Origin of the sequence: Bremerella sp. TYQ1, from assembly GCF_020150455.1 — a bacterium.
GTDB lineage: Bacteria > Planctomycetota > Planctomycetia > Pirellulales > Pirellulaceae > Bremerella > Bremerella volcania_A.
Map to the genome: position 1 here is coordinate 748,045 of NZ_CP083740.1, position 16,189 is coordinate 764,233.

The 16,189-nt window shown below is 55.2% G+C and carries 10 protein-coding genes; 4 read left to right on the plus strand and 6 right to left on the minus strand.

The features are described from left to right. The first annotated feature begins 156 nt into the window (after nucleotides 1-156). On the plus strand, nucleotides 157-2,985 hold the full coding sequence (locus tag LA756_RS02795) for a DNA translocase FtsK (RefSeq protein ID WP_224438366.1): 2,829 nt from the start codon (nucleotides 157-159) through the stop codon (nucleotides 2,983-2,985). 67 nt (nucleotides 2,986-3,052) lie between these two features. On the opposite strand, the gene LA756_RS02800 is transcribed toward LA756_RS02795, so the two are convergent. Together LA756_RS02800 and LA756_RS02805 are read right to left on the minus strand one after the other, a co-directional pair. Then, nucleotides 3,053-3,436 carry a hypothetical protein gene (locus LA756_RS02800; protein WP_224438367.1) on the minus strand — a complete coding sequence of 128 codons (384 nt, stop codon included), beginning with the start codon at nucleotides 3,434-3,436 and terminating at the stop codon, nucleotides 3,053-3,055. Between the two features lie 34 nt (nucleotides 3,437-3,470). Further along, nucleotides 3,471-4,478 (minus strand): DUF1559 domain-containing protein, encoded by a 1,008-nt coding sequence (locus LA756_RS02805; RefSeq protein ID WP_224438368.1) that lies wholly within the window; start codon nucleotides 4,476-4,478, stop codon nucleotides 3,471-3,473. Between the two features lie 635 nt (nucleotides 4,479-5,113). Between LA756_RS02805 and cimA the strand changes: the two genes are divergently transcribed. Both cimA and LA756_RS02815 read left to right on the plus strand, forming a co-directional pair. Continuing rightward, nucleotides 5,114-6,736, plus strand: a complete 1,623-nt coding sequence (cimA, locus tag LA756_RS02810) for a citramalate synthase (protein WP_224438369.1) — start codon at nucleotides 5,114-5,116, stop codon at nucleotides 6,734-6,736. A 101-nt stretch (nucleotides 6,737-6,837) separates the two neighbouring features. Next, complete coding sequence (locus LA756_RS02815) at nucleotides 6,838-9,996, plus strand: valine--tRNA ligase (protein WP_224440461.1); 3,159 nt, start codon at nucleotides 6,838-6,840, stop codon at nucleotides 9,994-9,996. A 53-nt stretch (nucleotides 9,997-10,049) separates the two neighbouring features. On the opposite strand, the gene LA756_RS02820 is transcribed toward LA756_RS02815, so the two are convergent. Next, on the minus strand, nucleotides 10,050-10,868 hold the full coding sequence (locus tag LA756_RS02820; RefSeq protein ID WP_224438370.1) for a serine protease: 819 nt from the start codon (nucleotides 10,866-10,868) through the stop codon (nucleotides 10,050-10,052). Between the two features lie 275 nt (nucleotides 10,869-11,143). Here LA756_RS02820 and LA756_RS02825 point away from each other — a divergent pair, with 275 nt between their 5' ends. Continuing rightward, the gene (locus tag LA756_RS02825; RefSeq protein ID WP_224438371.1) at nucleotides 11,144-11,545 is read left to right on the plus strand and encodes a bifunctional nuclease family protein; all 402 of its coding nucleotides are present in this window, start codon (nucleotides 11,144-11,146) and stop codon (nucleotides 11,543-11,545) included. 96 nt (nucleotides 11,546-11,641) lie between these two features. Here the strand turns inward: LA756_RS02825 and LA756_RS02830 are convergent, their stop codons facing one another. The 3 genes from LA756_RS02830 to LA756_RS02840 all read right to left on the minus strand — a co-directional run bounded on the left by LA756_RS02830 (nucleotide 11,642) and on the right by LA756_RS02840 (nucleotide 16,118). Then, the gene (locus LA756_RS02830) at nucleotides 11,642-13,423 is read right to left on the minus strand and encodes an aspartate kinase (protein WP_224438372.1); all 1,782 of its coding nucleotides are present in this window, start codon (nucleotides 13,421-13,423) and stop codon (nucleotides 11,642-11,644) included. A gap of 71 nt (nucleotides 13,424-13,494) precedes the next feature. Next, entirely contained in the window at nucleotides 13,495-14,697 is a 1,203-nt protein-coding gene (locus LA756_RS02835; protein ID WP_224438373.1) for a cofactor-independent phosphoglycerate mutase, read from the minus strand. 113 nt (nucleotides 14,698-14,810) lie between these two features. Beyond that, complete coding sequence (locus tag LA756_RS02840; protein ID WP_224438374.1) at nucleotides 14,811-16,118, minus strand: homoserine dehydrogenase; 1,308 nt, start codon at nucleotides 16,116-16,118, stop codon at nucleotides 14,811-14,813. Between the last annotated feature and the right edge of the window lie 71 nt (nucleotides 16,119-16,189).

Here is a 16,189-nt window from a genome sequence, read left to right on the forward strand (position 1 = left end):
TAGCGGATCTGCGAACTAGGGAATTGCGTCGGTGAGCGAAAAACGCATTGCGGCTTTCTCGCTAGCAAAACCGAAGGAGGAAAGTGGAGCGCTGTAACCCTCGTGCCTGCGAAGGTCACGCTTCGACGTTCTCCCCAAAGTTTCCCGGCAACGTGCATGTTCGAAGAACGAAGCATCCAGCGAGATCTGTTCGCCATTGGATTGTCTGCATTGACAATCTTCTTGGCGTTGTCGCTGCTGTCGTATCGTGCTGACGACGCGATCGGCGAGCTGCCTGCCCCTTTCTCGGGGATCTATCAGCCTGATCAGGTCGCCTATCCGCAGCCGAACCAAGTAAGCAATCTGTGTGGCGGTATCGGAGCGTTGGCGGCCGACTTCCTTTTGGTAACGCTCGGGATCGGAGCCTACTTTGCTGTCGTTAGCATGGCGGCGTTCGACGTCATTCTGTTGTTGCGAAAAGAAATCACGTCGCCGGCCGCACGGCTCATCGGTTGGTTGATGACGCTGACAGGCATTACCACGTTGGTCACCATTATTATCCCCGGAGCTTCGCCAGGCCCGATCAGCAGTTCTGGGGGAAGACTGGGACTTGTCGGCCAGCAGTTCCTTAGCGAACACTTCGCGACGACGGGGTCGGTTATCCTTTGCCTGGCTGTTACTGCGTGCGGGCTGCTGCTATGCACAGAATACGAATTGGTCCGGCTAACGGTGTGGAGTTTCCTGAAAGCGAAAGAAAAAACCCAAGCCGGCGCGGCTGCCTGGAAGAGTCGTCGGGAACGATTGAAGGAAGAACGCAAAGCGAAGCTGTTGGCCGAATTTGGTCTTGATGGCGAGGAAGAAGAATACGAATACGAAGAAGAGGGTGAGTACGACGAGAAGGGCGTGCGGATCAAAATTGGCGGACGCCAGCTGAAGACCGACGTCGACGAAGAAATTCCATTCGAGGATGGCGAAGAGGTCTTCGACGAAGAAGCGGCCGCCGACGAAGAGATCGAGGAAGAGGAAGACACCGAAGAAGAGATCGACGAAGAAGTCGAAGAGGAGATCGAGGAAGAAGAAGCGGACGAGGAAGTTCCGATTACCCGCGTCGATAAGGCTCAGGAATCGGCGCTATCGGTTAAGAACCGCAACAGCAAAAAACAGAAGCAGGAAGAAGATCGCAAAAACGTCATGAGCGAGCTCGACAGTGCCGCCAATGGCCGTGCGAATCCGAAAAACTACGAGCTTCCGCCGATCGAATTGTTGATTGAAAGCGATGACTTCAGCTTCGAAGAGCAAGAGAAAGAAGTTCGCAAGAAGGCGAAAGTTCTCGAGAAGACATTCCTCAACTTTGGCTTCAACGTGAAGGTGGTCGAGATCGAAACCGGTCCGGTCATTGCCCAGTACGAAGTCGAACTGGAAGCAGGCTTGCGTCTTTCCAAGATCACCGGGCTCGCCGATGACTTGGCGATTGCCCTGCGTGTTCCGAGCGTTCGTATTGTCGCGCCGATTCCTGGGAAGAACACTGTTGGGATCGAAGTGCCCAACGACGAGCGGCAGATGGTCCGCCTGCGCGAGGTAATGGAAGAAGCCAGCGGCCGCATGAACAAGATGAAAGTCCCCATCTTCCTAGGTAAGGATGTGTCGGGGAACTCGTTGGCGGTCGATCTCGCAGCGATGCCTCACCTTCTGATCGCCGGTCGAACAGGTACCGGTAAGTCGGTCTGTTTGAACGCGCTGATCACCTCCATCCTCATGACGCGTCGCCCTGATGAAGTGCGAATGCTGATGATCGACCCGAAGATGGTCGAATTGTCTTGCTATCGTACATTACCGCACTTGATGCACCCGGTGGTGACCGACATGAAGAAAGCCGAAGCCATCTTGGCTTGGGCGGTCGAGAAAATGGAAGAGCGTTACCAGCTTCTGGCCCAAGTAGGCGTGCGACATCTGAGCGCGTTCAATGCGTTGGGTGAAGAGGAAATTTGGGACCGCATGGGTGCTGAAGACGAAGGGGAACGCAACAACGTCGCGACCCATCTGCCGTACATCGTGATTGTGGCAGACGAAATCGCCGACATGATGATGACTGCCGGCAAAGAGGTGGAGCAGCACATCATTCGTCTCGCTCAGAAATCGCGTGCGGTGGGTATTCACCTGATTCTCGCCACGCAGAAGCCAACTGTGGACGTGATCACCGGTTTGATCAAATCGAACTTGCCGGCGCGTATTTCCTTCCAAGTGGCCAGCCGTACTGACAGCCGCGTTGTGCTCGATGAAATGGGTGCTGATAAACTGCTGGGTAACGGTGACATGCTGTTCCTGTGGCCAGGAACGTCGACGCTGATGCGTGGCCAAGGTACGTATCTGTCGGACGAGGAGATCAACCGTGTCGTCGAATTTGTCAGCACCGGCGAGCAAGACTTCGTTAAAGAACTCGTTCAGCTGAAAGTCGAAGATGGAGCAACGGCCGACCCTGCGAAGATGAAGAAGCGGGACGATCTGTACGAGCAAGCAGTGGATGTCATTGTCGCCGAACAGCGGGGAAGCGTGTCGCTACTGCAGCGAGCCCTAGGCGTCGGTTATGGCCGCGGAGCACGATTGATCGACTTCATGGCAGAAGATGGCATTGTGGGTCCGTACAATGGATCGCAGGCCCGGGAAGTGGTTATTTCTCCGGAAGAATGGGAACTGATGAAGTCTGGTCAAACGGTCGATAGCACCGCGACAGTGACCGAGGAAGAAGAGGCACCAGCCCCGAAGGCGAAACGCTCGAACAAGATTCGTCCGCATGTGGTCGAGGACGAGGAGGAAGAAGAGGAAGCAGACGAAGAGGCGGAATACGAAGAGGAAGAAGTCGAGGAATACGAAGACGGCGAAGAGTACGAAGACGAGGAAGAAGCGGAGTACGAAGAAGAAGACGCCGAGTACGAGGAAGAAGAATACGAAGAGGAGTATGAGGAAGAGGAAGACGACGAAGAAGAGTACTACGAAGAAAGCGCCTAGCTTCCGCCAAGAAAACAAAAAAGGCTACCGACGTTTCACGTAGGTAGCCTTTTTTTATGCGGGTTCGTTACCGGGAAGTGGTGAGCTCGAAGTTGTGCTCGTTTTCGCCGGGGACCACTTCTACGCTCAGATCGGTCTTAGCGTTGTAGCGGATCGGAATTCGTACTTTCGCTTCGGAACCGGAAGGGACATCGATTCGGACTCGGTGATTACCGATGGAAGCACCACCTTGGTTAGCGGTGTACTGAAGTTCGTAGTTGCCTTCGGTGTCGGTAAAACCAATTGCTGGCCGACCACTTTCAGGCTCGAATGTCACTTCCAATCCTTCGGTCGGCTTTCCATCGACAGTGACGTTTCCGTGCACCGTGGCGAATGATGGATCTTGGCCGACGCATCCTAACGTAGCAATCAAAGCGACACATATCGCGAGTGTCATCCAACGAGATATCATGGGACTTCCTAACTGTGGCTTGCAGATGTGATGACTAAGGGAGCTCAACTGGGCGACCGTCGTTGCGGACACCAAGCAGTTGATAAACGCCCAAGTTATTCACGTCGTAGTGAGTCGGATCGGGATTGTCCCAATAGAAATCGCTCGTGCGATACTCGATGGTTTCCGGGAGGAAGCGAACTGATCCATCGACCAGCAAAAACTGCGAACCACCGGGGTGAAGACTGCCGAAGCCCTTCGCGTTATGGTCGGCTCCAGCGACCGTTGGACGATTCATTGGCTGGGCAAACGAAGCCAGCACGTCCATCACGCCTCGCGGCCATTTGCGTGTCGAGTTCATCGTGCCTGCCCAAACACCGCCGCGGCGAGCGTTTCGTCCGCTGGTCAGACCATCGGTGTCAGCCCCGTCACGTTCGCCGACGAAGATCGTATTGCTGGTACCGTCGATGACGTCCCGCATCTTGATGCCACTATTTCCGTGAAACATCCCATGCGACTTCTCGGCGCCACTGATATGAACCATCCCTTCGCTACCAATGTAATTCGACGTGGCGATGTTCTCGCTATTGCTGCCGTAAGTCGGCCAAGGGTTCAAGTCAGGCATCGTGTCGGAAGGGCAGCGATAACCATCGATCGGGGTTTTAATCAAAGCCAGGCAGTCGCTATTCGCAACACAGTTGCTAAGGCGCTGCTTGGTAACGCCGATCTGCTGATGCATGGCACTTTGTTCCATGAACGGCAGTAGCAAAGCACCCCACGACCAATGCGTGTTGGTGGTCGAATCGTGCATGAAGCCGCTGGGAAATGTTTGATACGTGTCGTGATAGTTGTGCAGCGACAGGCCAATTTGCTTGAGGTTGTTCGAGCACTGCATGCGGCGGGCAGCTTCGCGCGCTTGTTGCACGGCTGGCAGCAGCAGGGCGATCAAAACACCGATGATCGCGATAACGACCAACAATTCGACCAAAGTAAACGCATTCCGGCGGCGGGATGCCTTCACGTGCGCACCGGGGGCGCAGAGAGATTGGTAAGAGAAATGCATGGGGCAACTCCTAGAGGTTAGGAAGGAGGGACGCATGTGGGGGGTAAATCGCAAAAAATCACATAGTTATTATGCTTAATAAATACCAGTTAGTAAATGGCGATAGTCTGGATAGACCTGCACGCTGGGGAAGTAGATACGTCAGATGTGGCTTTGGCGACGTGTGTAAGTGGTTGGCGTATTAGTGGTTACGATACGCGACGAGGGAAGTTTCCGGACGACCAAACCCCGCGGTCTGATGTGGTAGCAGGTGAAGACATTTCGTTGAGGTGGAATTCACTAATTCGGAAACGATCCTTGTCGCTTCGAGACGTGTCTTAGCCCAAAGTTAGCGATTTCGCGCAGACGTGGCCAAGCCAGGGCCAACTTGACAGTTCTTATTGCCACACCTAAACTTACGACTTCCATAGACGAAGAAATTGCCCCTCGGGGATACCATGTTGCAGCCCACTACTGACATCGCCGTAACAATCATCATTAGCATTGTGGGAGTACCCACAACCTCGGCGTAGGGACTGCGAACAATAATGATTCAAAGGTAAGCCCTGACGCCCAAACGGTTTCAGGGCTTTTTTGTTGAACGGATCGGTCCATTTCAGATGGACTGTTCGGTGCTACCCAAGCGGATCCGCCCCATGAAGAAGATCGAAATCTACGACACGACGTTACGTGACGGTGCCCAGGGAGAAGGCGTCAGCTTTTCTCTTCAGGACAAACTTGCAATCACGGAGCGTCTCGACGAGATCGGTGTCGATTTCATCGAAGGGGGTTATCCACTTTCTAATGAGAAAGATGCCGAATACTTCCGGCGTGCCCAGGACTTAGACCTGAAGCATGTGAAGGTGTGTGCCTTTGGAATGACGCGCCGCAAAGGGATGGCTGCCAAAGACGACCCCGGCATGCAGGCCTTGCTTAACTCCGGCGCGCCAGTGGTTACTATCGTCGGCAAGACGCACGACTTTCATGTCACCGACGTTTTGAGGGTAACGTTGGAAGAAAACCTTTCCATGATCGAAGACTCGATAGGTCTGATGATCACCGAAGGACGCGAGGCGATCTACGACGCGGAACACTTCTTCGACGGCTGGAAAGCGAATCCTGAGTACGCTGCCCAAACGATTCGCGCCGCCGCAAAGGCCGGAGCTCGCATGGTCGTGCTGTGCGATACCAATGGTGGAAGTCTCCCTGAAGAAGTCGCCGAGCTGACGAAAGCGGCAATCGAAGCCCTCAGCGAGTTTGGTGTGCCGGTCGGTATCCATACTCATAACGATGGCGACTTAGCCGTAGCGAATGCTCTAGCCGCCGTCGATGCCGGTGCAACGCAAATTCAAGGAACGATCAACGGCTTCGGCGAACGCTGTGGCAATGCCGACCTGATCTCCTGCGTGGCCAACCTAGCGTTGAAGAAAAAGGGGTACGAAGTCCTTGGCGGCGACGGGTTAGAGCACCTGACCGAGCTGTCGCGGTTTGTTTACGACACCGCTAACGTCAATCGTCGCAATAACCAGGCTTTTGTCGGGCAAAGTGCGTTCGCCCACAAAGGTGGCATGCATGTCCACGCGGTCAATCGTGCGGCATCCAGCTATGAACATATCTCGCCGGAAGCAGTCGGCAACGAACGCCGAGTCCTGGTCAGCGAGCTATCGGGTCGCTCGAACATCGTGGCATTGACCACCAAGATGAACATCGAGCAAGATCGCGAGGTGATGGACAAAATCCTCTCGCGAGTCGTCGACTTGGAAAACAAGGGCTTCCAATTTGAAGCGGCCGAAGCGTCGTTTGAACTGCTGGTCCGCAAGACGCTCGGCACGTTCACTTCGCACTTTACAACGCTGAAGTATCACGTTGAAGTCCAAGATGTCGTGCAGCATCAAGACTTGGAGCTCACGACCGAAGCGACCGTCAAGCTGGACGTAGCTGAGACCATCAAGCATGAAGTGGGCGAAGGGGATGGCCCTATCGACGCTTTAAGTGCCGCGCTGCGTAAGGCCTTGTTGGATACCTATCCGAACCTCAGCCAAATGAAGCTGGTCGACTACAAAGTGCGTGTCGTCAACAGTGAAGCGGGAACCGCCGCACGAACTCGCGTGCAGATCGAATGCAGCGACGAGCATGACGTATGGGGGACGATCGGCGTTAGCGAGAACATCATCCAGGCCAGCTGGAATGCGTTAGTCGACGCGGTCGAATACAAGTTGCACAAGGACGAAGCGGCCCGCGAAACTTCCAGCACTTCCCAGGTCGCCGCAACTAACTAGCCAGCACAACGCCGTGCCAAGCAAGTAAGGGTGTGCTCATCCCTCTCTTGCTGAACACCGAAAACTGAACACTGAAAACCAATAACTTATAGCGAGTCATACTGGTGGCGTTTTCCGCTCAGGACATTCCCAATCGTTTCGATTTTTCGATCTCGCCCAAAATCTACGAATACTGGGAATCGCAGGGATTCTTCCATAGCGAGCCAGATCCGAATCGCGAACCGTTCACGATTGTCATTCCACCACCCAACGTGACGGGGGCCCTGCATCTGGGGCATGCTCTGAACAACACGCTGCAAGACGTGTTGATTCGCTACAAGCGACTGAAGGGCTTCAATACGTTGTGGATGCCTGGCACCGACCACGCTGGGATCGCAACCCAGGCCGTCGTCGAAAAGCGTATCTTCGAAGCGGAAAAGAAAAGCCGTCACGATCTCGGCCGGGAAGAACTCGTCAAACGCATCTGGGATTGGAAAGATCAATACGAGGCCCGCATTCTTGGGCAGCTAAAGCGTCTCGGCAGCAGCTGCGACTGGGATCGAACGCGGTTCACGCTCGACGACACCTGTGCTCGGGCCGTGCGTCGGACCTTCTACGATTTGTTCGCTAAGCAGTGGATCTACAAAGGAAAACGCCTGGTCAACTGGGACACGTTCCTGCAGACGGCGGTGAGCGACGATGAAGTGTTTCACGAAACGACCGACGGTAGTTTTTGGCACTTCAAATACCCAGTCATCGATCCAAAGCCAGGTGAGCCGAAGTTCGTGACCATCGCCACAACGCGTCCTGAAACGATGCTTGGGGATACGGCCGTCGCAGTGCATCCTGATCCTGAAAAAGCACTGAGCACGATCGAGACGGAATTGCAAGAGAAGCTCAAAGAAGCTTCCGGCAAAGACAAGCCTGCCATTCAAGAGCAGCTGGACCAAATTGCCGAACGTCGCGAGGCAATGTTGCCACAGTTGATCAAGCTGCGCGACATGGCGCTCGACGGTCGCAAGCTGATGCTGCCGTTGGTCGATCGCGAGATCCCGCTGGTGGCTGATCAATGGGCTAAGCCTGAACTTGGTTCCGGTTGCGTGAAGATTACGCCTGCCCACGACCCGAACGACTATGAAGTGGGACGTCGGCAAGATCTGCCGATGATCAACATCCTCAACTCGAACGGGACCATGAATGAAACGACCGGCGAGTATGTCGGACTGACCATTCCCAAGGCTCGTAAAGCGGTCGTGGACGATCTCGAGAAGCTGAGCTTGCTCGAAAAGATCGAAGACCGCAAGATCGAGCTGGCCTACTCGGATCGTAGTAAGACGCCGATCGAGCCGTATCTGGCCGATCAGTGGTTCATCAAGATGGACCAGTTGGCTCAAAGCGCGATGGACGCGGTGAAGGATGGCCGCGTGAAGATCTTCCCCCAGCGATACGCCAACGGCTACCTCGACTGGCTGAGCGAAAAACGAGATTGGCCGGTCAGCCGTCAGCTTTGGTGGGGACATCAGATTCCGATTTGGTCGCAGGAATGTGCCTACAAGGATGACCACGACAAGCTGGTCGCCCAGTTGGAAGCGGATCCCGACATTCAAAGCGGCAAAGCCAACTTCCAGATCGAACGTGACGAAGAGTTAGAAGCGGCCGAAAAGATCGGCACAATCCAAGGCGCCGCTCGCGTGACGATGCCGTACGCTCAAGTTCACGTCTGCATCGCGGAGGAGAATGCCCAACTGGCCCAGAAGTACGAAGCGATGGGCTTTGTGCGAGAGGAAGACGTGCTCGATACCTGGTTCAGCTCTGCGTTGTGGCCACACTCGACACTGGGTTGGCCGGAAAAGACACCGGAGCTGGAGTACTTCTATCCGACCAGCACGCTGATCACCAGTCGCGATATTATCACACTGTGGGTTGCCCGAATGGTGCTTGCTGGCATCAACAACATGGGCGAAGTGCCGTTCCGCGAAGTGTTTATCCACCCGACCATCCTTGATGGCCTCGGCGAACGAATGAGCAAGTCGAAGGGGAATGGTGTCGACCCGCTCGACGTGATCGAAAAGTTCGGTGCTGACTCGCTTCGATTCGGTTTGGCTTACCTGACCACCGAAACGCAAGACGTGCGGATGCCGGTGCAGTTCGAGTGCCCTCACTGCAACGCCCTGATCGATCAAACGAAGAAGAATCGTCAGCTACCGCGTGTCGAATGTAAGAAGTGTAACGAGCCGTTCAGCACGCAGTGGGCCGAGAAGGCGGAAGACAAAGCGTTGCCACGTGGAGCCGTTGTCAGCGAACGGTTCGAGCTAGGTCGTAACTTCTGCAATAAGTTGTGGAACGCGGCCCGCTTCACGATGATGAACCTCGAAGGCTACACGCCGGGGACCGTTTCAACCGACGAGATGCAGCTGGAAGATCGCTGGATCTTGTCGCGGCTTTATACGGTCAGCCAGGAAGTGACCCGGTGCTACGAAAGCTACGGCTATGCCGATGCGGCTCGAGCCACGTACGACTTCGCCTGGGACGAGTTCTGCAGCTTCTATGTCGAAATCCTCAAAGAACGTTTCCAGGACGAGAAGCAGCGACCTGCCGCACAGCGTGTGATCACGTACGTGCTTGATGCAATGCTGCGTTTGTTGCACCCGATCATTCCCTTTATCACGGAAGAGATCTGGCAAACGCTCGGCAAGATTGCTCCGCAACGTGGTATTGAAGAGCTGACCGACGCGACCGAAAGCATCATGCTTTCCAACTGGCCAGAAATCGATCCGAAGTGGGAAGACCAATCAATCGAACGTCAATTCGCCGTGTTCCAGGAAACGCTCGGTAGCCTTCGCGAGATTCGCAGCCGTCAGAACATTGCACCGAAAGACACGATTGAATTTGTGATTCGCTGCGACGAGCCGACTGCCAAGCTGCTGGAAACGATGTCTCCTTACTTCCTTTCGATGGCGAACGCTAAAAGCTGCGGCTTGGGCAAGGATGTCGCTGTTCCAGAAACGAATGCGACGATCACCGTGGGTGACATGGAGATCTTCGTCGACTTGAATGACTTCATCGACGTTGAAGCGGAAATCGAGCGGAACGAAAAGCAGGAGCAGAAGCTGCAGCAATTGGTGACCAGCAAGGAAAAGAAGCTGGGCAACGAGAGCTTCGTCAGCCGAGCTCCGGCCGACATCGTGGCACGCGAACGCGAAAGCCTCGATCAGGCGAAGCAAGAGCTCGAACGAACGCAAGCGGCTCTTGCCAAGCTACGAGAATCCGCCTCGAAGTAAGACGCTTGGCATCGAAGCACGTCCCTCTGTAGCGGTTGCCGATTGGCAGGCCGCTACTTCATCAGCGCGATGGTTTCGACGATAGACGATGCGTGAACGATAATCGCCAGACCAAACTGGTGATGCGTTTTCACCGTGATGTAATTTCCTTTGATCGTGTCGTTTACAAATCGCTGGCCATGAACGACACCTAAAATCAAGGGTTCGTCCTGTGCCGACGGATCTGCGGCTTCGTCTCGCGTTGTATAAACAGGTCCACCACTATCACCGCTGAAGATTGGCGTGCTCAAATAGAACGTCTTCGTTTTCTGTGTCGGCAGCAGCGGATAAGTGGCGATGGGGCCAGAACGCAGAATCGGAAATCCTGCTTCGCTGGCTTCTTCGCGATGGGGATAGCCGAGCAGATAGCTTTGCTGCCCAGGATGAATTTTCGTTTCTCGAAGGATCTCTTCCGTCGCCAGGCACGTCGTAGAAATTAATGCCAAGTCAGCGTCCTTCGGCGGTGTCACCGAAATTGCGGCGACGTCTTCGGTAGGATGTTTGGCCCACAGCGGCTTATCGTCTTTCCGAATGATCAACTTGGTCGGTTGCTTGTGGTATTCCCCTTCTGACACCAGGGAACGAAAGATGATGCTTGCTTCATTGCTCTGGATTTTATCGAGCACGTGGTGAGCCGTCACAAGGATAAACGACTTTCCATTGTCGGGCGTCAGCACGAAACCGGTGGCTGTTGAGTCCTTGTGGCTGATCTTTACCGTCGCGCGAAGCATCTGCGTATGGATGTCTTGGGCTTCGCCCCAAAGTGGCGACGGACCAACAACAAGCAGCGCCAGCAATGGTAATAACAACAGACGAAAGAAGAAGCGTATCATCGGTGAAAAATCTAAGTGCGGGGTTAGCAGTAGACAGCGTCGAAGTGTATCGCGTGTCGATTTGGCAGGTCGAGCCGCAGGGAATCATTCGGCGGTCGCTTTACACAATGTATACTTTCACGAAGGTGGTCGCTACTTGGTGAAATGGTTGCAGAAGCCGCGACAAAAATCGTCTTCGTCGAGAACTCACCATTTTGGGGACTGTTCCCACCTGAATTTCCAGAGATATAATCGGGTTAGTTCAACGAGAATCCCTCAGGAAGTCAGATCCTCTTATGCCGATCCAGATGGAACTCTCGCGGATCATTATCAGCGAGATTAACGACCAGCAGGTTATCTACTTGAAGGAAGTAGACGGAGATCGCCAATTTCCGATTATGATTGGCATCTTTGAAGCGACCAGCATCCACCGCCGCGTGAAGGACTTTGTGCCGCCGCGACCGCTGACGCACGACTTAATCGTCAGCATTGTCGAGCGGCTCGGAGGCGAACTCGATAGCGTCGTGATCAACGACTTGAAAGAAGGGACGTACTTCGCCAACCTGCGTGTGAAAGTCGATGGCGAATTGGTTTCGATCGACGCACGACCGTCCGATGCTATCGCCGTGGCGGTGACCAGCCAGCCCCACTTGCCGATCTACGTTGAAGAACACGTGCTGGAAGAATCGGAAGTCTGAGCGAGCGGCTTACAAAAAATGGCCACCTTGATCGGTGGCCATTTCTATTTCGAAACATGCGTTATGCATTCGGCATTATGAAACCGGTCGACGCATTCACGTGTCGAGCAGGACGTCTTTGAACGCTTCTTCCAAAGCCTTTAGGCCGGGCTCCCCTTCGTGCTCGTCAACAATCACGTTAACGCGAACTTCCGAAGTGCTGATCAAGTCGACATTGATTCCAGCATTGCTGAGGGCCTGGAACATGCGAACACCGACCCCAGTGTGGCTGCGAAGCCCGATCCCGCTGACCGAAAGCTTGGCTGCTTCGCGATTGCCTTGCACTTCGCCGGAGCCCATTTCGTTGACGATTTCTTCCAAAGCTGCATACGCTTTTTCGTAGTCGCCCACAGGACAGGTAAAGCTGACATTCGCACAGTCGTCTCGGCCGACGTTCTGAATGATCACGTCGATGTTGATTCCCTTGGAAGCGACCGCATCGAAGATTTGCGCGGCGATGCCAGGGTGATCTGGTACGCGGCGAACCAAAAGCAGCGATTGGCTACGATCGAGTTCGATGTTGTCGATCGCCAGGTCTTCCATCTCGCGCAGACGCTGCACGACGATCGCTGGGTCGGTCACGTCGCGAACACGTACCGCACTGACTTCTGCCGGCGAGTCTTCCGGCGTGACGTCCAGCTCGAAGCCATTATGGACGGCTTGAAGGGCACGCTGGGCATCGGTCTGGCTGACAAGCACCGAGATCTTGATTTCGGACGTCGAGATCGCTTGGATGTTGATCCCTTCTTCCGAGAGAACTCGGAACATCTTATCGGCCACTCCAGGCACGCTGGCCATTCCGAGGCCGACGACCGAAACCTTCGACACATGTTCGTCGTAGGTGACGTTCTCTGGCTGCAAGATCTCAGAGGCCTGATTCACGGCGTCGAGCGTTACTTTCAGCTCGTTCTGAGGAACGGTAAAGCTGATGTTTGCTTTGCCATCCTTACTGATATTCTGAACGATCATGTCGACCGAAATTGCCTTAGCGGCAATGCGGCGGAACAGTTCGAGCGAGATGCCAGGTTCGTCCGGAATGCCTTCCAGCGTGATTCGGGCTTCCTTCTTCGTGATCGCAGCACCGCTAACCGGCCGTGACTTCGATTCCGGATCGTGCACGATCAGCGTTCCGGGGATATCGGTGAAGCTGCTACGAACATGAATCGGCACGCCAAACTTCTTTGCAAATTCGATCGAGCGGCTATGCATCACGCCGGCACCGAGACTGGCCAGTTCCAGCATTTCGTCGTAGGCAATCTGCGGAACGCGGCGAGCATCCGGCAGCACCCGGGGATCGGTCGTGTAAACGCCGTCGACGTCGGTATAGATTTCGCACGTATCGGCATCAAGCACGGCAGCCAATGCCACGGCGGTCGTATCGCTACCACCACGGCCGAGCGTGGTAATGTTCAAGTTCTCGTCGATCCCTTGAAAACCAGCGGCGATGACAATGTTGCCGTCGTCGAGCAACTGTTTCACGCGGGACGTTTCGATCGATCGAATGCGGGCCTTGGTGTGGGTGCTGTCGGTGCGAATACCGATCTGAGCACCAGTGAGGCTCACCGCCTTCGAACCGAGTGCGTCGATCGCCATCGCCATCAAAGCGACGCTGACTTGTTCGCCGGTGGACAGCAGCATGTCCATTTCACGTGCCGGCGGGTTATCGCTGACTTGTTGGGCGAGGTCGACAAGCACGTCCGTGTTCTTGCCCATTGCGCTCACGACCATCACAACTTGATGGCCTTCTCGTTGGGCGCGAATCGCTTTTCGCGCGGCAGCAACGATCTTCTCGCAATCGCCTACGCTAGTTCCTCCAAACTTCTGAACAATCAATGACATGGGATTGTGTAATCCATAATAAGTTTACACTGGGCAAAGAGATCGGCCGGGCAACCGCCGCGGCCTTCATTTTAACCGCCGAGGAAGTGGGGCATCATCTTCCAGCCTTCGTCGAAGCTTAGCGACGAGGCATCGGCATTGCGTTCGTTGTAGGTCTCGAACGCGTCGGCTTCGATCCCCTTACCGCACATGGTAAGTGGGACGAAACCGTGGCTATGCGTTTTTGTGCGACAAAACGTCGGATGGTCCGGCAAGACAATCATCCGGTAGTCGCCCTGCTTCTTAAGCGCTTCGTGCAGAGGACCGACGATCTTTCCGTCGATCGCTTCGAGCGCTTTGATCTTTTCTTCGATGTCACCTTCGTGCGAGGCTTCGTCGGTTGCTTCGACGTGCACGCAAATCACGTCGGTCGAATCCAACGCGTCGATCGCGTACTGCCCCTTGGCGGCATAGTCGGTATCGGTGTATCCGGTCGCTCCCGGCACTTCGATCCGATCCCAACCGATCAGTGCCGCAAGTCCGCGAAGCAGATCGACGGCGGTAATCATTTTGCCGGTCTTACCGTACAGATCCGTAAATGGTGTCAGGGCAGGCCGGCGGCCGAGTCCCCACAGCCAGATGTTCGTCGCCGGCGGTTTGCCTTCGGCGATTCGCTTCTTGTTGACGGGATGATCGGCAAACAGCTCGACGCTGCGGCTCATCATGTCCGAGAGCCAATCGCTGCCCAACCCACGCGGGTAACCATCGGCAACCGACTTATCGCTCAAGTCGTGCGGCGGCGTGGTACGCGTTTCCATGCTGAATGGGGCAGGGCGGTCTTGGCCGCGATAGACCAGCAAGTTGCGATAGCTGACCCCGGGATGGAATTCGACCCCTTCGCCGGCGATTTCGTTCTGAGCCGATTCTAGCAACGCTTTCGCTTCTTCCGACGAGATCTGCCCGGCGGTGAAGCTCTTCATGATTTGGTCTTCGATGGTGACCAAGTTACAGCGGACGGCCCAGTCGTCGGCGCCGAGCTCAATACCTTGCGCAGCAGCTTCCAACGGAGCGCGGCCGGTGAAGTATTCCAGCGGGCTGTAACCGAGCAGGCTCAAATTGGCAACGTCGCTACCTGCTGGCAGATGAGCCGGCACGTTATCGGCACGGCCAACGACACCAGCTTGGGCGATCGCATCCATGTTGGGGACGTTGGCAGCTTCCAGAGGCGTCTTGCCTCCGAGCGACTCTTGCGGTTCGTCGGCGCAGCCGTCGGGAATGACAATCGCGTATTTCATTTTTCCCGAATCTCCTTAATAAGAACCGACGTGAATGATGGAAAACTTATGAGGTGCTACTTGCTTGCCCGGAGCTTATGTCCGTGGCACGCGGTGTCCTTGCGCTTGGGCAGCTAGTCTTGGACCAGCATTTTGCGGGCGCCTGGTTTGACGGTCGGCATCTTGCTGATGACTTCCAACGCCCGAGCCGCTTGGCCCTGGGTGGCGGTGTGGGTCATGATGACCAGTGGCGTGTAGCTCTTCGTATCGCCATCGAAATGTTCTGGCTCGTGCTGAATGACCGAGGCAATCGAAATCGACTGTTCGCCGAGCACGCGAGCGATGTCAGCCAAAACGCCAGGTCGGTCTTCGACGCTGAAGCGGAAGTAATGGCGTCCGCGAATCTTGTCTGGCGAACACATTTGCACGTCGCTGTGATTCTCGGTGAAGAGCTTCAGCGTACGGAACGTCAACGCTGTGCGTCCGACTGCCATGTCGATCATGTCGGCAGCGACGGCGGAAGCGGTAGGCTTTTGTCCGGCTCCCTGGCCATGATAGAACAGCGGGCCGACTTGATCGCCGATCACGCTGATTGCATTGAACGGGCCACGCACTTCGGCGAGCGGTTCTCCTTCGCGTATCAGCGATGGCGAAACGTGCAGTTCCAAGCCGTCATCGCTCAGCTGAGCCGAGGCGAGCAGTTTGATGCGGTAGCCGAGTTCTTTGGCGAAGCGAATATCGACCGGCAGCAACTTGTCGATTCCTTCGCGCGGAATCGTCTTCCAGTCGATCTTAATGCCGAATGCGATATGGGCGAGGATGGCCAGCTTTTGGGCGGCATCGGTTCCGTCGACGTCCATCGTCGGATCTGCTTCGGCATAGCCAAGCCGCTGGGCTTCTTTCACTGCCCACTTGTAACTCGCCTCTTGTTCTTCCATTGCCGAGGCAATAAAGTTGGACGTGCCGTTGAGAATGCCGCTAAGCGAGCTGATCTGATTCGCTGTCAAGCATTGGCTCAGATTGGTGATGATCGGAATCCCACCTGCCACGGCGGCATCAAAAGCGATACTGCGACCGAGCTCGCGAGCTCGGGAAAACAGCTCCGCACCATGTTCGGCAATTAACGCTTTATTTGCCGTAACGATATCTTTGCCACTTTCCAGCAGCTGAAGCATGATCGTGCGGGCCGGTTCGATACCCCCGATCAGCTGCGCGACGACTTTGATTTCGGGGTCGTCGGTGACTTCGCTCAAGTCATCCGTGAGCACTCCCTCCGGCAGTTCGCAGTCGCGTGCGCGGTTCAGATCGCGAACAACGGCTTTCTCTAACCATAAGGTAGTGCCTGCGTTACGCGCAGTACGGTCGCCATGGTCGAGTAAGATTTTTGCGACACCGGCGCCGACGGTTCCTAAGCCGACGATGGCGACCTTCGTTTTGTGCATAGTTGCAGACGGACAGTATGAGGATGAACGAAATCGATGGTGAAAGGGATCATCCTAGGTTGCTGTGGGGC